Below are 21,339 nucleotides of genomic sequence, written 5' to 3' on the forward strand. Positions count from 1 at the left end.
GTACTTACCGGATGCTTACACTTTACAGACTACCAAGCGAAAATTAATGCGCTTCTACAAGAAGACCGGATCGGGTGGCGACTGAACGATAAGTCCGAACTACACCGTCAGAACCCTAAGGCAATCGCGGACAGAATTGCGTCAACTGAAGGCCTTCTCTCGGACGGATTCGCATCAGCTAGAACCCACTACCAAAAATCGTATCAATACCTTTATCAACACCCAATTGATGAAGCGAACAGCATCAAGGAAATTGTAAGCGCCGTCGAGAGCATCGCTAAAACTATAGATACGAAAGCATCCACGCTCGGAGAAGCGATCAAGCGTGCGAGAAAAGCCAACCGCGTCCCGCCACAGATTCTTGATTTACTTGAAAAGTTTTATGCATACGCCAATGGAGCACCACTAGTTCGTCACGGCCACGTAGCAACCAACGGACCGGAGCTCGCGGAAGCTGAACTTGCCTTTTTCACAGGCATTGCTTTCGCACGCTACCTAATCGATACATCCAAAAGAAATGCCTAACAATTCATTCATGCTGAACCGGGTCTTCTCCCACTTAAGTGGGAGGTAACCCGGGTTACATGAATATTAATTCCTAGAATAAATGGGTCAGATGAGAATGGCACTTACTTAACCCTCTTTGGATGCCCATTGGCTGCAACTTTTTTGCGAGCCTGTGGCCTGGGCAGGGTCATTAGTGAGTAGGGTTTCGGTCGTCGTTTAATGGCTCTGGGCTCGATTCGTCTTGGGCGAGAGCCGACCCGCTGTTCGGCGATCAACAGCAACAGAGAGATGACTTGAACATCATCAGTTTCATCATGGCATTGACGCCAAGCTCCCCATATTTGCAGGGTGTGCTTGAAGCTCAGTTCACGTGGTAAGCAGTCACTCATTAGTGCTGACTGGGACATCAACAGACGGATCAGATTGTGTGCCAACAGGTAAACCCAGAGCTCCTTGATAGCCATATCGGGTGTCTTGCAGCTCAAGATGTCTACTCCCAGCGTACACTTCAGATTGCGTAGATCCAGCTCCACGTGCCAGCGGCTGCGGTAGAGTTTGTTGAGCTCGACCTTCGGGGTGTGGCTTGCGTTCAACAGAGTCGTTACCAAGACCTTGCCGCCGCAATATAACTCCCGCACCGTCAGGCTTTGCGGCGCCTGATCGTACTGCTCCTGGCTCATCCATCTCGGTTTTTTCTTCGGTTTGGATATCTCAATAAGGTGATCTCTTTGCCCCAAACGTTGCCCCTGGCTGAAGTCAGTCGAGCGCTTGCGTGCTCCATGCTGCTCGAATACACCATCAATCTGACGGCGCTGCAGCTCACATAACAGGAAATAGGTGGCATAAAACGCATCACCCAGCAGAACATCGCCCGTATTCAGCGTGGAAAGCATACTTCTAAGTAGCGTTTGCTCGTCTCCTCCCTTCCCGCATTAGCAGCCGATGGCAGCGTCCAGAATAGCGCCACTAGCCAAACAAACGATGCCAACCAATCGGCACAGAGGAAACCCCAATCCGGGTTTCTGGCTACGCGGTTGAGGATAGCGTTGCTGATTGGCCGGCGTATCCGGCATAGAAATCATGGTGCCATCGACCAGGCGTACCGGCCTGCCTTTCCACTGCCAGGCCAAGGGTGCCGCATTGGTCATCATACGGCCTGTCTGACGGCACAAGGTGGACACCATTTCCACGGGCAAGCGCTGCCGGGCTCGACAATAAGCCCCTGTATGCGTGCTGCAGCTTTTCAAGCCACACACCAGGCGTTTAACGGCGGTATCGTTCACGACCTTTTGACACGAGGCATCGGGGCTCATGGCTTGAGCCAGAAACATGGACAATGTCTGCGTCGGAGGGAACAGTCTTTCGCGATGCTCGGGAAGAAGGGATTCCACCGTATCAAGTAGCTAAGGCCCGGTGAGCAGATTGAAAAAGCCGTATGAATCGGTGCTTTTGGCGTAGTGACGGATGCGGCGGTGTTGATGAGTGGCAGCTCGGCGTTTAGGATGCATGGAAGGCTGGCTCCGGGGTTGTCGGGTGATCGCTTGGTCGCTTTCACCATATGACCCTGAGCCAGCCTTTCCATTTCAATTCAAGTGCTTAGCGCTTAAGTAAGTGCCATTCTCTTCTGACCCCATTACCCGAATGCTGAGATCGTATATGCAGAAAAATCGAAGCAGTTTTTCTTACCACCCATCACCCATGAAACGTAATCATCCATGAGGTGAGTCGGGTTACTTACCATCTCAACCTTTCGAAAATCTCCCACTTTCACATGAAAGACCTTCCCACAATCGCTCTCCTCATTCACCAATAAAACATCCCCGTCAATACTATAATCACCTTGCTCTCTGGCATCTAAAAAAATCTTAAACCCGCAGATTCCAGCTAATTGCGGATAGAACTTTTTTGATACCTCAAAAAGAATTTCCTTCATCACTTTAAGACTTTGCTTGTCTCGCCCACAAATTTCATCGGCATCTTTCCATGTACTAATCTTAGCCGGGAGAATTCTACTATCCATCGGATCAAGAGGAAGCTGACAAGCGACTTCAAGGCCCTCTATTCGACTATAGTAGCCTTCAGCGATCCCCTTAGGCAGTGCCTGAAAGCGTGAGTAGCAAGGATTTCGCGATCCAACTGCTAAAATAGAGAAATTGCGATAATAAGGATGGATCACTAAATATTTCTCTTCTATCTCTAAAAAAGCATTAGCATTCCACTGAAGCTTTGAAGGGTCTACTCTATGCTCTCGAAATCTCTCTCCCACCAATAACCGAGGGTTTCCACTCTCTATAATCTCATACACTTTTGGTTGATGTACTCGCATAGATTCAAACAATTTCTTCCATCCAAGCTCTAACAGTCCAGTATAATCAACCACTGGCGCCTCAGGCCTAGTTGGATGTCTACCCTCACGCACTAAAGGAGATAGCTCATCGACTGAAAATGAAATTTTTTCATACTCAGACTCAATGTCAGAGCGGGAAAGATAGCGCACTAACCACCTCCTAACGAGCGAGCAATAATGGCCTCAGATACTCTTTGACGCATATCGTCTTGGACCCTTAGAAGCTCGGCACGGTATAAAGCCGGGGTCAGATGAATATAAAGCCGGGGTCAGATGAAAATTCTTACTGAGCGGGCAATCAGCAGAGCAGGAAAACCAGCTAGGCAGCGACGAATCAGAAACACCTCAATCACTTCTGGTTACCCTCAAGGGTCGATTGAACAATAGACCGGACGAACTTGTTAGGAATCTGGACTTGGCGTGGTTCGTCGAGGGTGGGGCGAAGCACGACTGAATCGCCAAACGACCAAACCACATGCACGTTGCGCAACGCACAGTCATTGGTGATGCCAAGCTCGGTGAGATCACGGTCGCAAAACGCAGGATCAAGAGTGATCAGCTCTGCTTCATACGCCCCGAGGCCTAAATGTTTGATGGCTTTTTCGGGAACGGTTGTGAGCACGCCGCTGTAGGCAGCGACAAACAGCCCAAAGAATAGGCCAAAGTGTCCCGCCGCGCTCCATCCCACAAAATGAGCCATTGAGCAGATCGACACCATAACGGCGATGATTACAGGGATTGCCCAGAGGATCGGCAGGTGCCAGGAGGAGGGTAGCTGCTGGATGCTTGGTGAGCTGCTCTTAAACACAAGAAGTAATAGGAAAACGACAATCAGTAGCGCTACATAAGCAGTCCAGCCGTAGCTCAAGAAGCTCCACCGAGGCAGGTCAAATCGGATCTGCAGTGCAATGCCAAAGCCTAGCGCGATAAATACAGGCCATAGCAGAGAGGCGACTAGGAAAAGATCTGGAGCGAACACCAGTATGGCCACCAATCCAAGCCCAACAGCGCAGGAAGGCCCAAAATACGCCAACCCCACGAGTTGCCACACCGCTTTTCCTCGCGCCACTTCCGAATAGGGCATTGCGTACGTAAGGTCCTCCTTGACCTTATGGGTGTTCAAAAACAAGTGAAAGATGAAAGCTCCTGGGGCGACCATAGTGACGACCACCAGGCCAACAATCGCAAAGCCGATGCAAGCAGCCGCCAGCAATAGCGACGAAAACTGAAACAGGTCGAAGCTTGGATAAAAATGGTTTCGGGAGAAATACAGCAGGAAGATGACGAATCCGGTAAAGGGCGGAAAGACCTTCGCGAGCAAAGCGCCATGCTTTTTCAGGACCGCGGGGGATACGTTGAGGACAACGTCAATCGCGTCGTCGCTTGGCGGGCGATCACTCCATTTTTGCATGTGGCTTCCTTGCTGGTGTAGGTAACAGTGATCATATCCTTGTCGGTGGTCGCTGAGCTATCCTGGTATTGCTTTGCATAGTCGCCAGTGGTCAATAGGCGTTACCCGATGAAACGAGAAAGGAGTCCGTTTTGCCCAACGTGCGCTGGACTGCCAATGAGTTAAAGTTGGCCTTCTACCTCTATTGCCAACTCCCATTTGGTCGCCTCCATCAGCGCAATCCGGATATCGTTCAACTGGCCAGCAAGCTGGGTAGAACACCCTCATCGGTAGCGATGAAACTCGTCAACTTTGCCAGCCTGGATCCAGCAATCACCGGAACGGGAAGAAAGGGTTTGTCAGGTGCTTCAAAGCTGGACAGAGCCATCTGGGACCAATTTCAGGGTGACTGGGAGGGTCTGGTAGACGAGTGCAGTGCGTTACTTGTACTTCCTGGTGATGCTGGGCCGGTTGACGTCCTCAGCGTTACCGAACCCGCCGCCAACTATGTTGGCGAAACGCGCGAGGCGCAGGTTCGTGTGCGAGTGCGGCAGAGCTTCTTTCGAAAGGCGGTACTGGCCAGTTACGGTGGCAAATGCTGCATGTCTGGCCTAAGTGAACCGCGACTGCTCTTGGCAAGCCATATAGTGCCCTGGAGCATTGATACGGCGAATCGGCTGAACCCTGCAAACGGCCTATGCCTGTCAGCCCTACATGACAGGGCATTTGATCAAGGACTTATCGCGTTGTCTGATGAATTCACGGTATTGGTCAGCGATCAATTGAAAGCTCATTCTGATGCATTTACTCGATCATCTCTGGCGGCGCTTGAGCGAAGTGAGATAGCACTGCCTGGGCGTTTCGTTCCTGCTGGTGAGTTGATTCGATGGCACCGTGAAAACGTTTTCCTTGGATGATCGGACGGCCCCATGACCAGGCGTATGAGAGCGAGAGTATCGAGCTGAGGACCAACGCTGAATCGTTATATGCTTTGAGGTTTTAAAAGGAGTACAGGCATGTCAACGTCCACAGCTAGCGCAGAGCAGGACCGCGGATATGGTCGGCCGCTCACGCTGCTCAAGGAGCATTTCGTCTGGGTTTCGCCGGTTGCAGTCGGTCTCGCCTTCCTGGCGGGTCTTCTCAATTTGCTGGCCTTCACTTGGTTCATCGGCCGGCCAGAGTTGTTTAGCCTCTCGCTGGAGTTCGGGCCAAGCCTAGCGCTGTTGATGCTGTCCTACCTGGCGATTTTCGCTGCCATCGTTGCCAGTATGCTGGTGACATCCCTCGTCTTCATTGCCACCCTGCAACAGCTGCGTCCCAAGCCGAACTTCTCAAGGTCGATGACTTGCTGGTTGTTCGGTATGGTCGTATGCGGGATGTCCACCCTTCTCGCGCTGGTCATTGTCCTGGCGTACTCGCAAAAGGAGACGCCCAGCAATTGGTGGGTATTTACTGTGCTGATAGGCCCCGCCTTGATCTCTTGGTTTTTCCTCCGTAAGCATAAGAACCCAGCAGCTGTTTTGGCCTCTCCCCTAAGTCGGGCGAAGATATTCTGCCTTTGCACCATCGCTTCAGGGTTTGTGGCGTTGCTGGGTATCTTGCCGGCGCGCTACACGCTGGCCTTATATGGGGAGAGCGTAGGTTTAGACGTATTGAACGAGATAGCTCTACTGTTTGTTACCTGCCTGATCGTAATGGCGGGCTCGCTGGTTCCTGCTCTTGGCTATTACGTCAATGCGAAGAAGGGTAGAGCGGCTCAAATAAAAGGGGCGTTGATCGGGCTGATGGGTTTCTTGGCATTGCTGACCTTCGCCATGCCAGCGATATTCAACGTGGCCTCGGTGAGCTCCATTCGACTTCTCGGTTTCAGCGAGCGTGAAGTGAGGCGCTATCTCGTCGATAGCGAGCAGTATCCGGTAAGTAGTTTCAATGCGACACGTTGGTCAGTGACTGAGCATGGCGACAAGCGCCATTCCCTGATTGCCTTCTCGTTGTATGCCTATGGCCCGGTCAATCTGCTGTGCCCGGAAGAGCTTTCGACCTTGAAGAATTGGGAGCTCAGGCAGCACACTAAAGTTTGCATCCCCTTCGAGAGGGCCGAGATTCGCACGTTGGATGCCGCAGAGCCTGATGCCGAGCTGGCAAGCATTGAGTAGCGAGGATTGCGAGCGTCTATAATCCAGACATTCCCAAAACCGAGGTCAGATCAACATTTCTACCATGCAGGCAATCAGTCAGAGCTGGAATATCAATCAATAGGGTCAGCAATCAATAGGGTCAATCAATAGGGTCAGGGTCATTGATTTTTGGCATCAGACGAGAAAAGGGGGCATATTTATTCAATTGGTATATCAGCGATCTCAAGCCTTTTTCCGCTCGATGGGGCAGCCTAGAACGCTGCTCTTAACCACACACTAGCCTCACCCCGGAGAAGCCAAATGCTCTCTCATATCGTTGTCAGCGTCACCGATTTTGATCGGGCTATGGGCTTCTATACCCCTTTGATGAAGGCACTTGGCATTGATCCGAGATTTGTAGATGCTGAACGTCCTTGGGCGGGATGGCAGTCTTCTCCAGATCCCAGGCCATTATTTGTAATCCAACGCACTTACAACCAGCAGCCTCATCATCCGGGGAATGGTCAGATGACGGCCTTCCTGGCCAGCACTCGCGAAGTCGTGGATCAGGGGTATGCCGTCGCACTGGCGAATGGTGGTGTGTGCGAGGGCAAGCCAGGACTTAGGCCCGAGTATCACGCCAACTACTATGGCGCTTACTTCCGAGATCCAGATGGCAACAAGTTGTGCATCGCTTGCCATCAAGCAGAGTGATGCAGAAGAAAAGGGGACAGCTTTATTTTCCTGCAGATATCGGCAGCCAAGTGCAGGCACAACCCGCTTGGCGACTATACGGAATGGCTAGTGGCGCGAGCGTTGGACCTTGAGCTCCAGGCCAGCTCCAAAGCGGGTAAAGAGGGTGTGCGGCTAACTAGGCCAGGCACAGACTGATCTCTGAGGGCAAAAGCGCTGATTGAAACCCGCCCGTCAGAGGCATACCAGCCATCGCGAACCTGACCGATTACCTTGAGTCGCAAAAACCCAGAGCAACTTCAACCCAGCTATAGGTCTGTGCAGGGCCTGCTTGCGCAGGCCCAAGGTAACCGCCCGTTCTCACACTAACCAGAGAAGCCTCACCGCCGCGCCTCAAGAATCAGGTTAAAGGGTGTTTGCGCCGCACGCCGGAAGTGCGTAAACCCGGCTTTGCGGAACACCTCGGCGAGGCGCGCTTCTCCGGCCTGGGCGCCGAGTACCTGCTTGCCGCCCTCGGAGATGGCATGCGCACAGCAGATGGTGGTCGAGGCGGCGTAGTAAAGCTGACCTACGGAGGTGAGGTTCTGTTCCACCCGATCCTCGGCAAAGGGCTCCACCAGCATAACGGTGCCACCGGGTGCCAGCACTTTAGCCGCATGCTGCGCTGCTGCCAGCGGGTCGCCGAGGTCATGCAGGCAATCGAAAAAGCAGATAAGGCCATATTGCTTATCGGGATAGTCCACAGCTTTGGCTACATCAAATGCCACATGATCGCCCACGCCAGCCGTGGTCGCGTTCTTGATGGACTCGCGGATGGAAGGTGCGTGCACGTCAAAACCGTAAAAGCGCGAATGCGGAAAGGCCTTGGCCATCAGCACTGTAGAATGGCCGTGGCCACAACCGATATCGGCAACGGCGATGCCCGCTTCAAGCTGGTCTACAACACCCTCCAGCGCGGGCAGCCATTCGGGCACCAGACTGCTGCGATAACCATTGCGATAGAACGCCGCCACTCCGCATTGCAGGCGCTGGTCATGCTCGCCCCAGCCGACCCCCTTGCCGGTGCGAAAGGCTTCCAGCGTGAGCTCCTCATCGACCCACATGGATGCCGGTACTTGCCAGGCAGGCGGCATGAACACCGGGCTCTCTTCGTCGGCCAGTACCATGGCCTGTTCGGGCGCCAGCTCGTAGGTGTCGCTGGTGGCGTGATACTCAACATAGCCCCCGGCGGCCTAGGCATTCAGCCATTCACGTACATAGCGTTCGGCGCAAGTGCTGCGCTGAGCCAACTCACGCGCGCTAAGCGGTCCGGCACCTGCCATAGCTTTATACAGGCCCAATTTGTTACCCAGGCTGACCATAATGCCGCCATAGGACGCCGCAAGGTCACCTACGGTGCGCATCACGAAGGCTTCCAGTTTAGTCTCATCAATTACAGCCATATTCATGGTATTGCTCCTCAACAGGGGTAGTTGCATGTAGCTTGGCTACAGGCTCATGATCACTGCTGCCAGTGTGCAACTGAAGAGCTGGAACGACCTGAAACCGGTCGGTTTATGCCACTATGCCTGGGTGCAACGGCGAGGATCAGCGCCATGAACAACACCGCCCCTATCGCCGATCAGACCGGCCCGACTGCCGTCAGCCCCCTGCATGTGAGTCTGGTAGCCCTGCCCGATGCGGTGATCTCCACCCTTGCTGGTATTTTTGACGTGATGAACGCGATCACACTGATGGGGATGGGCCAGCCGAATAGGCCGGCACCCTTCCACATCGAGATAGTCGGTGAAGCACCGGGCCCACTGACCCTGGCCAGCGACGTACCTATCACCGTGCAGCGCGGCATCGACACCATTGAGAGCACCGACATTGTCATCGTGCCCTCGGTATTATTGGGTGCCCAGGGCTGGCATAAGAATCGCTATCCGCAGTTGGTCGCCTGGCTGGAGTTGATGCATACCCGCGGCGCCCTGATGTGCTCGGCCTGTTCGGGCATTTTTCTGCTGGCCGAAACCGGTATGTTCGATGGCCGGGACGCCACGGTGCATTTCGGCTACGCGCGGGCATTTGCTGCCAGCTATCCTGCCGTGCCGATTCATCCGGAACGGGTGCTGGTCATATCCGGATCACATGAGGAACTGGTCAGCTCTGGCGCCTCCATGAGCTGGCATGATCTGGTGCTGTATCTGATTGCGCGCTATGCCGGGGCGACCATTGCCCAGGAAGTGGCGCGGCTGTTTGCCTTGCAGTGGCATCAGGACGGCCTTACCCCCTACATCATGTTCGAGGGCAGCACCGAGCACGGCGATGGCGAGATTCTCGCGGCGCAACACTGGTTGGCCGAACACTTCTCATTGGCCAACCCGGTAGAAGAGATGATCCGCCGCTCAGCGCTGGCCGAGCGCACGTTCAAACGCCATTTCGCCAGCGCCACCGGCCTGACGCCCATCGCCTATGTGCAGCGTTTGCGGATTGAGGATGCCAAGCGCCGGCTCGAGCGCACCACGGTTTCGGTTGACGAGATCAGCTGGCGCATCGGTTATGAGGATGCGGCCTTCTTCCGCCGTTTGTTCAAGCGCATCACCGGCCTCACACCCAGCGCCTACCGCAAACGCTTTCGCATTCCCAGTTTTGCACAGCGGTGATCAACAGAAAAAGAGTAAGAAAAAAGGGCGTTCAGCAGTAGCTGGACGCCCTTGGTATTGCTCGGCTAACCGCGATTAATCCAGCGTCGGGTAATCGGTATAGCCCTTGGCGCCACCACCGTACAGCGTGCTGGCATCCAGCTTGTTCCACTCAGCGCCGGCGGCAATACGCGCCACCAGATCCGGATTGGCAATGTAACCACGGCCGAAGGCGATCAGATCGGCGTCGCCATTGGCCAGGGTGCTGGCTGCGGACTCGGGGGTGTGGCCGCCGCAATGAATCATTGTGCCGGGGTAGACCTTGCGCAGTTGCTGGTACAACTCATCAAAGCCTTCGTAGGTGCCGCCCGCCCAGTCCGGCTTGTTGACGTGCACGTAGGCCAGGTTTTTGCTTTTGAGCTGTTCCAGCAAATAGCTGAAGGTGTCCAGCGGGTTGGCGTCGTCCACGTCATTGAAGGTGCCCATGGGCGACAAACGCAGACCCACGCGGCCGCTATCGCCGGTCTGGGCAATCACCGCATCCAGTACTTCCAGCACCAGGCGTACGCGGTTTTCCAGGCTGCCGCCGTAGTTGTCAGTGCGCTGGTTGCTGTTTGAGCAGAGGAACTGGTCGAGCAGATAGCCATTGGCGGCGTGAACTTCCACACCATCGAATCCGGCTTCCAGCGCATTGGCGGTGCCGCTGCGGTAAGATTCGATCACGCCAGCAATCTCGGCACTTTCCAGCGCACGCGGCATGGCGGTGCGCTCCTTATGCGGCGTACCATCGGGGTCAACCACAAAGCAATCAGCCTGGGCCTGAATCGCCGAGGGCGCTACCGGGTCTGCGCCGTTGGGCTGCAACAGCGGATGCGAGATACGGCCCACGTGCCACAGTTGCATGAAAATACGCCCGCCGGCTGCGTGTACCTTAGCCGTGACCTGCTTCCAGCCTTCCACCTGCTCCTGGCTATGAATGCCCGGCGTCCAGGCGTAGCCCTGACCCTCGGGGCAGACCTGCGTTGCCTCGCTGATGATCAGCCCGGCATTGGCACGCTGCGCGTAGTACTCGGCGCTCAATGGGCCCGGTACATTGCCCGGTTGCAGGGCGCGCTGACGTGTCAGCGGGGCCATGACAATGCGATTGGGTAACTCTAGGCTGCCAAGCGTAATGGGCTTGAGCATAAGATTCTGGGGCATGCAGTAACTCCGGTATGGATAGTGCGGCTTATCATATCAACAATGTTGGCGAGAACTCGCGGAGGGTTTGCTGCATGGTATTTCGCCAGAACCCGGCCAACGCGGACGCGCCCTAGCAATGGAAAGTTACCGTCGGAGAATAACCTGGAGTGCAAGGCGCATAGCCGCTCCAGAAACCGTGCTTGAGCAGCAGCTATTCGGCTCACTGTCCAGCAGGAACCACTGGCGGTGAAGAAGATAGGAACTCATTAAGGCAATATAGTGTGCAGATACTGGCTTCGATCAAAATCATCCAATAGGTAATGCCGAACTTCAGCCTCCACTTCTGACGCTGGCAGATCCAGGAACTGCTCCTTGCGCTCCAAGGCATAGTCAGGCGCTAGCGATAAAGCTGCTTCAGTGTCATTAAGCGCTTGTTGATACTGCTAGCTCTGGATGTGGGTGTTGGCTTGAGACGCTAACGCTGACACTTGCTCAGCCTTATCGGAAAAATTTTCATTCGGCTTGGAGGTCTGCTCATTGCCGGTTTCGAATGTGCATGCCACACCTATCAAGCAGAACGACAAAAGAACAATGAAGTTTTTCATTTGGCTTTCACTACCGGCAGTGCGATCGTCACAGCGCCCCGCCAACATTGATCGTGCCCTGCGCCACAAGCGTGTTGGTGCCCGGCGGACAGCCACAGGCAATATAATCTCCTGCTCTTGCCGCAGGCCCTGCGGGTAAGTACGTCGCTCTCGCACCCACAGCCACTATTTCAAGCCGGACAAGTCGCTTTGTGCCCAACAGAACTGGCAACGAGACCGTCGAACATTATGCCGACATTACCCTCAATGACGACCCCGCCGGTCGAGATCTTAGAACCGATTCCTATGCTAAGCATTTATGCAAACCTCCCTGTACTTAACGCCTGTTTGCCGTAAGCAAATTGGTAAGAAACGCTATCATACGTACCCCCGTTGCCCGGGCAATTGCGCTGGCCGAAAACTGAGACTCATTGCACAGTTCGCCTGCCATTGAATTGACCCACCCACGCGCAGTGCAGTCATCACCAAACCTACTACCGCTCAATCAATCCAACTACATTTTGGCTCCCAGAGCCTGCCTCGGATGATAGGTTACTCACCCATCAGCCTTCATCCCTCACCAGGAGCCATTCATGTCTCAAGCCGCCGCTCGTCAGTCGATTTTCATTACCGGAGCCGCCTCCGGCATGGGCCGTGAAACCGCGCGGCTGTTTCAACAGCAAGGCTGGTTCGTCGGCGCCTTTGATCTGAACCAGGCCGGGCTTGAAGCGTTACAGGCCGAGCTGGGCGCGGAGAATTGCCTGATCGGGCAGTTGGATGTAAGCGACAAAGCGGCCTATGAGCGGGCGGTCCATGCCTTTGGCCAGGCCACAGACGGTCGCATGGATATTCTGTTTAACAATGCCGGGATCGCCATGCGCGGGCTCTTCGATGAGATGCCCTTCGACGAGCAGATGCGGATGGTGCAGGTGAATTTTGTTGGCGTGCTGAACGGCATCTCCACCGCGCTGCCGTTGCTCAAGGCCACGCCGAACGCGCTGTGCTTCACTACGTCGTCGTCTTCAGCAACCATGGGCATGCCGCTGATCGCGGTGTATTCCGCGACCAAGCATGCGGTGAAAGGGCTGACCGAGGCGCTGTCCAACGAATTTCGCCGCCATGACATCCGCGTGGCGGACGTGCTGCCGGGGCTGATCCGCACTGGCATGCCGGATGATGCGCTGCTGGCGGCAGCGTCGGACAAGGGTCCGTTTCGCGTCATCGAGGCCATCGAAGTGGCCAAGGTGGTATGGCAGGCCTACCAGTCCGAGACCCTGCACTGGTATGTACCGGAGGATCTGGCGGAGCTGGACAAGGCGGCGGGCAACAATCCGGAGCTGCTGCGCGACAAGTTGGCGCGCCAGCTCTGATTGTCTTAACGCGGGCTGCGGCCAGGCCTATTAACTGCTACCGATTAATCGGCATAACCCGTCAGGCTAGTAACACCACCGACTTGATCAGCGCATAGATCCGTTGGCCGGCTGCCAGGCTCAGTTGACTGACTGCCCGTGGAGTGACTTCCGCCAGCAGCAACTGGCCCTCGGCGGTGCGGCAGGCGACCAGGGTGCGGTAATTGTGCGGCGGATGGATGCACTCGATAGTCACCGGCAGGTGGTTCTGAATGCTGATCTGCCGAGGCTCAACCAAGCTCAGGCTGACATCTTTTGCCAGCAAGCGCAGTCTAACGTTTTGTTGCCCCGCGTCTGATCCCGGCCCGAGCACCCAGAGTCTGGCTTGGGGCGGACCAAAGGGACGCATGCCATCTTCCCCGGCAGCACCCAGACGACCCTCAAGCACGGATACCGCGCCGGCATCGGCAAACAACGGCGAGTCGGGGCGCGCCAGCGCCTGCTGCAGCGTCTCAATACGCTGAATATGCCCGTTGTGCATAAATATGATGCGATCAGCCAAACGTTCAACTTCCTCCGGGGCGTGGCTAACCATGATGATCGGCACACCCGCTTGCGCTGCCATGCGCGCAAGAAACGGCATGATTTCGCTTTTGGTCTGGGTGTCGAGTGCCGCCATCGGCTCGTCGAGCAACAACAGTTGCGGGCTGATCAGCAGGGCGCGGCCTAGGGATATACGCTGGCGTTGCCCCCCGGATAGCTGATCGATACGCCGCTCGAGTAGGTCATCAATGTCCAGCATCGCCGTCACTTCAGGCGGATGCAGGCGGCGCAGTGCAACTGGCGTGCGCTTGTAGCCGTACAGCAGATTGTCGCGCGCCGACAGATGCGGCAACAGGCTGTGCTCCTGAAATACCAGGCCAATACGCCGCTGGTGCAAAGGCACGAACTGCTTCTTGGCCTGCCAGATCTGATCGCCAAAGCGCACCTGGGCATCGGCCACGCGCTCAAGGCCGGCAATGATCCGCAGCAGGCTGGTCTTGCCGCAGCCGGAACGACCAAACAAAGCGGTAACGCCGTGCAAGGGCAGCTCGCAATCCACCTTTAGCTCAAAATCGCTACCATGACGCAAACGGGCCTGCAGTTGCAGCGTCATACCTTAACCACCGCAAAGCGCCGGTTGATGCTGTAAACCACAAACAAGGTGACGAAGGCGAAGATCAGCAGCATCAGCGACAGCCCGTGGGCTGCGGGATAGTTCATGGCTTCGGCGTGGTCGTAAATCAGCACTGAGAGCACCTTGGTTTCACCGGGGATGCTGCCGCCGAGCATCAGGATCACGCCAAACTCACCGAGGGTATGGGCGAAGGTAAGGGTCGCTGCGACCACGAAGCCACCACGGGTCATAGGCAAGATAACGGTAAAAAAACGATCAATCAGACCCGCGCCCAGGCTGCTGGCCACCTCAACCGGACGGCGACCCAGCTGACTGAAGGCTTCGGTCAGTGGTTGCACGGCGAAGGGCATGGAGTAGATGACCGAGGCGATCAGAATGCCTTCAAAGGTAAAAGCCAGGTGCTGCAAGCCGAGGTTTTCCAGCGCCTGCCCGACCACGCCGCGCGGGCCCAGCACGATGAGCAGATAAAACCCCAGCACCGTGGGTGGCAGCACCAGCGGCAGCGCAACAATGGCCTGCACCACCACACGGGCGGTTGAGCGCTTCTGCGCCAACCACCAGGCCAGTGGCGTGGCCAGTAATAACAGAATGATCGTGGTATACAGGCATAGCCTGAAGGTGACCGCAATCGCCTGCCACTCCGCCGGCCCCAATGAAAACATGCACTTTCCTCGCTTGTCTGGCTAGCTCACTCGGGCAGGACAAAGCCGTAGTGCAGCATGATGGCGTGGGCCTGATCAGTCGTCATAAAGTCGGCAAACGCTCGCGCTTGCGGCTTGTTGCCACCCCGCTGGGTGAGCACATAGCCCTGGGTCAGCGGTTGGTGCAGGGCCTCGTCAATAAGGTAATAGCCATGCTCTGCCAACGCGGGAAACTTGGCCAGCGACAGGGCAATGATGCCGACTTGGGCCGCGCCTGACTGGGTCATCTGCGCGGTATGAGCAATGTTCTCAGCAAATACCAGCTTACCCTGCACGGCCTCCCACACACCTGCGGCTTGCATCGCCTCTTGGGCGCGCAAACCGTAGGGGGCGTGCGCTGGCTGAGCAATGGCAATCCGCTGAATGAAGTCAGAGCTCAAGTCTGCCAGGGTCAGACCGGCGGCATCCAGGGTATTGCTCCAGATCACGATGCGGCCAATCGCGTAGATCGCCGGCTCGCTGGCGGTCAGGCCCTGCTGCTTAAGCCTCTGCGGAAAAGCGATATCGGCCGAAAAGAACAGGTCGTAGGGTGCGCCGTTGATGATTTGCGTCGTCATCTTGCCCGAGGAGCCATAAATCACCTCGATCTTGGCATCAGCATGCGCCTGAAGATAGAGCTCGACGATGTCGTCTAGCGCGTAGCGCAGATCGGCGGCGGCGGCAATGCGCACGGCTTCACTGGCCTGCACTGACGGAATCAATAGCAGTAACAGCAGAGCGCAGAGCAAGCGGACGGGGCTGGTGCAAAGGCGCTCGAACAAAGGCATTGCTTCTCTCCAGAGAAAAACCATCGAGTTGGGCGCTTAATCAACAACTCGCTATATCCATTTGAATATAGCGAAGAGCATAAGGTGGAGCCGTTTTGGCGTCAAGACACCCTAAATGGGTAGCCTTCAGTGTGGTTCGCTGGGGGGCTGCGCTGCCAGTAAGCCCTGGAATTCGCTCAGCTCGTTACTGACTGCCTTTAACGTTTTTGCTTCAATCCGCAGGTACAGCGCCAAAACCTGCTCGCCGAGGGGCGTTATTCGGGCTCCTCCACCGCCACTGCCACCGGCAGCGGTTTCAACCAAGGGTGACAGAAAGCACTGATTCATGGTCTCCACCAACTGCCACGCCCGACGATAACTCATGCCCATATGCCGGGCTGCCGCCGAGATCGAGCCGTTTGCCGCTATTTGCCGCAGCAATTCGACCTTGCCGGGCCCCATAGCAATCGCATTGCCATATTGAATACGCTGACGCAACCGCAGTGAAGGGGTAGTGGGAACCATGGCTGAGGCTACCGTTACAGGGAGTGGAGGATGCCATACAGGCGCTCGACTCAAGACTATAACAGCCCGGCTGCAGGATACCGATACGCGGCAATCTGGCGCAGCCGCTTCAGGCGCCTTGCCGCAGGCCTCCACCGGCGTTAGCCTGCGCACTTCATTATGTGGGGTACGAAATGCAGATCACTGTCTGGGATATTCCGACACGGCTGTTTCATTGGCTGTTGGTGTTGGCCATCAGCGGTTCGCTGATTACCGCGCAATTGGGCTGGACGCTGTGGCATGGCCGCTTCGGGTTGACGGTGTTCGGTTTGTTGGTATTCCGCTTACTCTGGGGGCTGTTAGGTAACCACTATGCACGCTTCGCGAGCTTTTTCCCGACCCCCGGCCGGATTAGTGCTTACCTCAAGGGGCGCTGGACTGGCCCCGGCCACAATCCCCTGGGAGCACTCTCGGTCTTCGCCCTGCTGGTGCTGCTCGGCAGTCAGGCACTGAGCGGGCTGTTTAGCAGCGATGACGTCGCCTTCAGCGGTCCACTAGCCTGGCAGGTGCCCTCTTGGGTCGTCGGTCTGGCCAGCGACTGGCACCGGGGTACCGAGCTGTTCATCTATCTGCTATTGGGCCTGCATGTGCTGGCCGTGCTGTTTTATCAGTACCGGGGCCAGCCGATTCTCGGCAGCATGATCCATGGCCAGCGCCGGGTTACCCAGGCCACTGCCCCGACCCGGCCAGCCGGAGCGGGTGCACTAACACTGGCGCTGCTGCTGACGGCGCTAGCGGTGTGGGCTGCCAGTGGCGCGTGGATAACACCGCTCGCCTAGCGCCGCTCAAGCTGATTCTGGCAATGCCGCAGGCCGCTTCAAGCTGCCCAGGGTATTAAAGGCGATATGCGTACTGGGGAACACCTCGCGCACCTGTTGCTTGAGCCAGTCGGTGCTTTCCAGACGATCCATCAATGGACCTTTGACCTCGGCCAGATGCACATGCACATCGCGCTCCAGCAGGCCTTCGGTGAGTTCGCTGAGCATGTCCAGGCCGGTGCCATCGATATGGTTGACCGCAGACATAATCAACAGCACTTCCCGGGTATCCGGGTAATCGCGCAGGGCCTTCAGGATAGAGAATTCAATCGCTTTGGTGTTGGCGAAAAAGACATTTTCATCAATACGCAGCGCCAGGGTATGCGGCGCCGTTTCCACCAGATGGCGCTTGGTGTTGCGGAAATACTGGGTACCCGGGACGCGGCCGACCACCGCAACGTGCGGGCGGCTACCGCGCCATAACTGTGCGGCGATAGACAGGCATATGCCGAGCACGATGCCACCCTCAATCCCCAGCAACAGTACCCCGGCAGCAGTGCTGAAGAGCGTCAGCCCCTCAGCCCGATCGTAACGCCAAGCGCGCTTCAAACTGGCCAGGTCGATCAACGGCGTGACCGCGACCAGAATAATCACAGCCAATACCACCAAGGGCAAATGGGCGAAGATCGGTGCAATAGTCAGCAGAATAAGCCCGATGATCAACGCGGCCACCACACCCGCCAGGGGCGTATTCGCCCCCGCTTCCACATTCACCACCGAGCGCGAAAAACCGCCACAAACAGCAAAACCGCCGACCAGACCAGACCCCAGGTTCGCCGCACCCAGCCCGAGCAATTCCTGATTGGCATCGATACTCTGACGTTTGTGCCGGGCCAGAGACTGGGCGATAGACACGCTTTCGACAAAACTGACCAGGCTGATCAGGGCCGCTGGCAACATTAAAGAGCGCAGGTTGCCCAGATCAGGCGTCACCCAGTACAGTGACGGCAAGCCCAGAGGCAAGCTGCCCACCACCGGCACCCCACGCTCGGCCAGTTGGCCCAGCACCGTTACCGCCATCGCCAGGCCGACCACCACAATGGGTGCCAGCCGCGCCAGCAGGGTCGCCAGCTCCTGGGCAAAACCCAACCTTTTCAAGTGACCGGCCAACAGACTGCGGGCATAAAGCAGCAGTAGCAGGCAAACCAAGCCCAATCCCAACACCAGGCTGTTGATCAGTTGCCAATCCGTCAACAGCTGCATCGGGCTGGCGGGCAGGTGCGCCAGCCCAAGCAAATGCGGCAGTTGGCTAAGCACGATCAGAATTGCCGCACCGCTGATAAAGCCGCTGATCACCGGGTGGCTGAGAAAGTTGGCAAGAAAACCGAGCCGCAACAGACCGAAAACAAACAGCATCACGCCTGATAGCAGTGCCAGCCAGATCGCCAGTTGCAGGTACTGGTCACTGCCAATGGCTGCCATCGGCGCAAGCAAGGTGGCTGTCATTAAGCCAGTAACTGCCACCGGGCCTACGGACAGGCTCATGCTGCTGCCGAATAACGCATAGCCGATCAACGGTAGCAGGCTGGCATACAAGCCAATTTGCACCGGCAAACCAGCGAGCATCGCATAGGCCATGCTCTGCGGAATGATCATCACGCTGACCACCAGGCCGGCGGTCAGATCCCCGCTCAACCAGGCGCGCCGATAGTGCCGGGCCCAGGCGAGTATGCCGGTACCACCAGGGGGTTGCAGGCGTCGATTTTCCAGCATCAGGCAGTGGCCAGTCAGTCATAAAGTTTGAACAACAGCATACCTGCAAGCATCGCGACAACGAAGAGCAACGCTTGCGGCATGCCCGCGCCCAAGGCTACCACCGCAGGCCCTGGGCAGAACCCGGCGACGCCCCAGCCCGCACCAAAGATCAAAGCGCCGAGCACCAGCGGCCGATCAATCTGGCGCGTGCCGGGCAGTTGCATGGGCTCGCCGCTAAGCGAGCATGGCGCACGCTGTGCCCACTGCATGGGCAGGAAAGCAGCGCCGATGGCGCCTGCCATAACCAGCGCCAGTGACGGATCCCAGAGCCCGAACAAATCGAGAAAACCCAGCACTTTCGCCGGATTGGCCATGCCCGCAATGATCAACCCGAGGCCGAACAGCAGGCCGCTAGCGAAGGCTATTAATTTACGCATGGCTCAGGCTCCCCATACATGACGCAGCAGATATACCGTAATAAAACCGGTACCCATAAACGATAGCGTGGCCACCAGCCCCCTTGGCGACAGACGCGCCAAGCCGCATACGCCATGCCCACTGGTGCAACCCGAACCCATGCGCGAGCCGAAGCCCACCAGTAAACCGGCCACGACCAACGCCAGCGGGCCAGCTTCGATGACGATGGTAGGCCTGCTGTGCAGCAGCCAGTAAAGTAGCGGCGCAATTAACATACCCAGAATAAATACCAGCCGCTCACCGTTGCCCGCTTGGCGCGGGGTCAAGAGCCCGCCGAGCATCCCGCTGATGCCGGCAATACGGCCGTTGAACACCACCAGCAAGGCAGCAGACAAGCCGATCATGATCCCGCCAATGAGCGCCGTCCAGGGGGTAAAATTGGCCCAGTCTATGGTCATAGCTTCTTCTCCTGCGTGCAGAATAATTGATAGAGCGTATTGATAACTGCCAGCGCCTCGGCACTGGCGATACGGTAATAGATCAGCTTGCCTTCGCGCCGGGTAGCCACCAGCCCCTCCCGGCGCAGTACTCCCAGCTGCTGGGACAGTGTTGGCTGCATAATCCCCAGGTTGGTCTCCAGCTCGCCGACATTGCGCTCCCCCCCGGCCAGGTGACATAACAACATCAGACGATCGCGGTTGCTCAGCGCCTTGAGCAGGGCATGGGCTTTACCGGCAGCCTGCTCAAGGCGCTGCAACTCAAAGGGCTGGGTTTCGGGTCGCATTGCGCTCTCTCGGAAACAATCTATTGACTTACAATATATATAAAAATAGATTGTTAGCAAGCCATTGTTTGCTTGATGAGCCACTTTGACTGCACGTTAACCCTCAGATTTTATCGGGAGACACCCTATGAGCGAAGGCACTATTGAACTCAAGCTGGAACAGCAAGAAGCGTATCGCTTCAAGGTCCAGTTCGGCAGCGAAACGCCCGCGATGCTCACCGACGAACCCGCTCCGCTGGGCACTGCCGCAGGCCCCAGCCCGGTCGAATTGCTGATCAGCGCCGTCGCTACCTGTCTGACCGACAGCCTGATATTCGCGCTGAACAAGTTCAAACAACCCAGCGACGGTATACGCACAGAAGCCAGCGCAGAGATGGGCCGCAATGCGGATAAACGCTTAAGGGTAGCCAAGGTCAGCATCACCCTGCATCTGGGGCATGCGCAGTCGGAGATCGACAGGTTGGAGCGGATCCTCGACCAGTTCGAGCAGTTCTGCACCGTATCGCAGAGCGTTTCCCAATGCCTACCCGTTCACCTGATCGTGGTGGACAGCGAGGGCGTACAACTCAAGCAGAGCGTGTTGGGTGGTTGAGTCGATACTGAGAACACTTTAGTCCTTCAGTTGGGCTGCGGTAGCCCACTCGATTCTCTATAGTTTTGTTCTAGGAGCTTCTTAAGCTTCCCTTAAGGTGCCGCGACGAATATGAGGCCTTTCATTTATCGGGAGGCCTCATATGAACACCCCTATCTCTTTGCCCTTTTCCGCCAAATACAACAGAACGCATGCCGAAGCCTACTGGCAAAAACATCGCAAGGGTCTGCCACGCAAGCTTTCCAACTGGCGCGAGCAACAGCTCGCTGGCTGGGCGCTAGCACAAGCCAACCAGCCTGAACGGGTATTGGATCTCCCTTGCGGCGCCGGACGATTCTGGCCAACGCTGCTGGCCAATGACCAGCGGTCCTTAATTGCTGCGGACAACGCTGCGGCAATGCTGGACGTAGCGCAACAGGTGCACTCACCGCAGACGCTGGCACGTGTACAGCTACTGCAGACATCAGCATTCGCCATCAACCTGCCAGACAACCATGTCGACAGCATCTTCTGTATGCGGCTACTGCATCATATCGAAAGTAACGACCACCGGTTGGCGTTGCTGAAAGAGTGTCGGCGGGTCACGCGCGACAGTCTGATTATTTCTCTCTGGGTGGACGGCAACATCAAGGCAAAACGCCGGGAACGCACCGAAGCCAGACGCGCAGTAAGAGGGCCAGGCAGCAACAGCAACCGTTTTGTTGCCCGGCGCAACGAGATTGAAGGGCTGTTCGTTGCGGCTGGATTCACCCTCCACAGCTACAAGGATTTTCTACCGGGCTATGCCATGTGGCGGGTGTACGTTCTGCGTGTTGCTCATCAATACGAGCCACTGTCGTGACTGCCTCAAGCTTAACGAAATGGCCAAGGGGCCTTTAGCTGCTGGTGGTGGTGGCGCTGGACGGCTTCGTTGCCCTCGACCAGTTGCAACGCCACCAGTCTCTACTGGGCGCAGAAGAGTGGAGTGGATTACTACTAACCGATCAACAAACTTTTGCGGCTTAAGCCAATCTTAAGTTTCAGCTTGCAAGCTTCTCTCCATCACTGGAGAG

20 protein-coding genes and 2 pseudogenes are annotated in these 21,339 nt (G+C 56.5%); 9 read left to right on the forward strand and 13 right to left on the reverse strand.

Going from position 1 to position 21,339, the window contains the following annotated elements; genetic code table 11:
- Positions 1 to 525: hypothetical protein (locus tag K787_RS25175; protein ID WP_022960750.1), on the forward strand; the 525-nt coding region annotated here is incomplete at its 5' end.
- A gap of 104 nt (positions 526 to 629) precedes the next feature.
- Here K787_RS25175 and K787_RS21760 read toward each other — a convergent pair.
- The 3 genes and pseudogenes from K787_RS21760 to K787_RS0100180 form a co-directional block, all read right to left on the reverse strand.
- A pseudogene (locus tag K787_RS21760) lies at positions 630 to 2,015 on the reverse strand (IS4 family transposase).
- Between the two features lie 125 nt (positions 2,016 to 2,140).
- Complete coding sequence (locus K787_RS0100175) at positions 2,141 to 3,004, reverse strand: hypothetical protein (protein WP_152486761.1); 864 nt, start codon at positions 3,002 to 3,004, stop codon at positions 2,141 to 2,143.
- Between the two features lie 199 nt (positions 3,005 to 3,203).
- Positions 3,204 to 4,265, reverse strand: coding sequence for a hypothetical protein (locus K787_RS0100180; RefSeq protein ID WP_022960752.1), 1,062 nt, complete (start codon positions 4,263 to 4,265; stop codon positions 3,204 to 3,206).
- A 140-nt stretch (positions 4,266 to 4,405) separates the two neighbouring features.
- Here K787_RS0100180 and K787_RS0100185 point away from each other — a divergent pair, with 140 nt between their 5' ends.
- The 3 genes from K787_RS0100185 (at position 4,406) to K787_RS0100195 (ending at position 7,075) form a co-directional block, all read left to right on the forward strand.
- Positions 4,406 to 5,161 (forward strand): HNH endonuclease, encoded by a 756-nt coding sequence (locus K787_RS0100185; RefSeq protein WP_235801885.1) that lies wholly within the window; start codon positions 4,406 to 4,408, stop codon positions 5,159 to 5,161.
- Between the two features lie 99 nt (positions 5,162 to 5,260).
- Positions 5,261 to 6,400, forward strand: coding sequence for a hypothetical protein (locus tag K787_RS0100190; protein ID WP_022960754.1), 1,140 nt, complete (start codon positions 5,261 to 5,263; stop codon positions 6,398 to 6,400).
- Positions 6,401 to 6,682: 282 nt separating this feature from the next.
- The gene (locus K787_RS0100195; protein WP_022960755.1) at positions 6,683 to 7,075 is read left to right on the forward strand and encodes a VOC family protein; all 393 of its coding nucleotides are present in this window, start codon (positions 6,683 to 6,685) and stop codon (positions 7,073 to 7,075) included.
- Positions 7,076 to 7,434: 359 nt separating this feature from the next.
- On the opposite strand, the pseudogene K787_RS21765 reads toward K787_RS0100195, so the two are convergent.
- A pseudogene (locus tag K787_RS21765) lies at positions 7,435 to 8,487 on the reverse strand (class I SAM-dependent methyltransferase).
- A 162-nt stretch (positions 8,488 to 8,649) separates the two neighbouring features.
- On the opposite strand from K787_RS21765, the gene K787_RS0100205 reads away from it, so the two are divergent.
- Positions 8,650 to 9,699, forward strand: a complete 1,050-nt coding sequence (locus K787_RS0100205) for a GlxA family transcriptional regulator (RefSeq protein WP_022960756.1) — start codon at positions 8,650 to 8,652, stop codon at positions 9,697 to 9,699.
- 75 nt (positions 9,700 to 9,774) lie between these two features.
- Here the strand turns inward: K787_RS0100205 and K787_RS0100210 are convergent, their stop codons facing one another.
- Positions 9,775 to 10,878, reverse strand: coding sequence for an alkene reductase (locus tag K787_RS0100210; protein ID WP_022960757.1), 1,104 nt, complete (start codon positions 10,876 to 10,878; stop codon positions 9,775 to 9,777).
- A 1,159-nt stretch (positions 10,879 to 12,037) separates the two neighbouring features.
- Here K787_RS0100210 and K787_RS0100220 point away from each other — a divergent pair.
- Complete coding sequence (locus K787_RS0100220; RefSeq protein ID WP_022960759.1) at positions 12,038 to 12,814, forward strand: SDR family oxidoreductase; 777 nt, start codon at positions 12,038 to 12,040, stop codon at positions 12,812 to 12,814.
- A 61-nt stretch (positions 12,815 to 12,875) separates the two neighbouring features.
- Here K787_RS0100220 and modC read toward each other — a convergent pair whose 3' ends face one another.
- The 4 genes from modC to K787_RS0100240 form a co-directional block, all read right to left on the reverse strand.
- Complete coding sequence (gene modC / locus K787_RS0100225) at positions 12,876 to 13,949, reverse strand: molybdenum ABC transporter ATP-binding protein (RefSeq protein WP_022960760.1); 1,074 nt, start codon at positions 13,947 to 13,949, stop codon at positions 12,876 to 12,878.
- Entirely contained in the window at positions 13,946 to 14,632 is a 687-nt protein-coding gene (gene modB / locus K787_RS0100230; RefSeq protein WP_022960761.1) for a molybdate ABC transporter permease subunit, read from the reverse strand. The genes modC and modB overlap by 4 nt, the downstream gene beginning before the upstream one ends.
- 26 nt (positions 14,633 to 14,658) lie before the next feature.
- Positions 14,659 to 15,438, reverse strand: coding sequence for a molybdate ABC transporter substrate-binding protein (gene modA / locus K787_RS0100235; protein ID WP_022960762.1), 780 nt, complete (start codon positions 15,436 to 15,438; stop codon positions 14,659 to 14,661).
- 126 nt (positions 15,439 to 15,564) lie between these two features.
- Entirely contained in the window at positions 15,565 to 15,942 is a 378-nt protein-coding gene (locus K787_RS0100240) for a winged helix-turn-helix domain-containing protein (RefSeq protein ID WP_022960763.1), read from the reverse strand.
- 173 nt (positions 15,943 to 16,115) lie between these two features.
- On the opposite strand from K787_RS0100240, the gene K787_RS0100245 reads away from it, so the two are divergent.
- Positions 16,116 to 16,760, forward strand: a complete 645-nt coding sequence (locus K787_RS0100245; protein ID WP_022960764.1) for a cytochrome b/b6 domain-containing protein — start codon at positions 16,116 to 16,118, stop codon at positions 16,758 to 16,760.
- A gap of 6 nt (positions 16,761 to 16,766) precedes the next feature.
- On the opposite strand, the gene K787_RS0100250 is transcribed toward K787_RS0100245, so the two are convergent.
- Genes K787_RS0100250 through K787_RS0100265 form a run of 4 tightly spaced genes read right to left on the reverse strand, consistent with a single transcriptional unit; the run spans position 16,767 to position 19,695 of the window.
- The gene (locus K787_RS0100250; protein WP_022960765.1) at positions 16,767 to 18,512 is read right to left on the reverse strand and encodes a SulP family inorganic anion transporter; all 1,746 of its coding nucleotides are present in this window, start codon (positions 18,510 to 18,512) and stop codon (positions 16,767 to 16,769) included.
- 14 nt (positions 18,513 to 18,526) lie between these two features.
- Positions 18,527 to 18,931, reverse strand: coding sequence for a DUF6691 family protein (locus K787_RS0100255; RefSeq protein ID WP_022960766.1), 405 nt, complete (start codon positions 18,929 to 18,931; stop codon positions 18,527 to 18,529).
- Between the two features lie 3 nt (positions 18,932 to 18,934).
- Complete coding sequence (locus tag K787_RS0100260; protein ID WP_022960767.1) at positions 18,935 to 19,369, reverse strand: YeeE/YedE family protein; 435 nt, start codon at positions 19,367 to 19,369, stop codon at positions 18,935 to 18,937.
- The gene (locus K787_RS0100265; RefSeq protein WP_022960768.1) at positions 19,366 to 19,695 is read right to left on the reverse strand and encodes an ArsR/SmtB family transcription factor; all 330 of its coding nucleotides are present in this window, start codon (positions 19,693 to 19,695) and stop codon (positions 19,366 to 19,368) included. Before K787_RS0100265 ends, K787_RS0100260 begins: the two co-directional genes overlap by 4 nt.
- 127 nt (positions 19,696 to 19,822) lie before the next feature.
- Between K787_RS0100265 and K787_RS0100270 the strand changes: the two genes are divergently transcribed.
- Both K787_RS0100270 and K787_RS0100275 read left to right on the forward strand, forming a co-directional pair.
- Positions 19,823 to 20,287 (forward strand): OsmC family protein, encoded by a 465-nt coding sequence (locus K787_RS0100270; protein ID WP_022960769.1) that lies wholly within the window; start codon positions 19,823 to 19,825, stop codon positions 20,285 to 20,287.
- Between the two features lie 142 nt (positions 20,288 to 20,429).
- Positions 20,430 to 21,128, forward strand: coding sequence for a class I SAM-dependent methyltransferase (locus K787_RS0100275; RefSeq protein ID WP_022960770.1), 699 nt, complete (start codon positions 20,430 to 20,432; stop codon positions 21,126 to 21,128).
- Positions 21,129 to 21,339: the final 211 nt, after the last annotated feature.

Source organism: Halopseudomonas pelagia CL-AP6, assembly GCF_000410875.1.
GTDB lineage: Bacteria > Pseudomonadota > Gammaproteobacteria > Pseudomonadales > Pseudomonadaceae > Halopseudomonas > Halopseudomonas pelagia.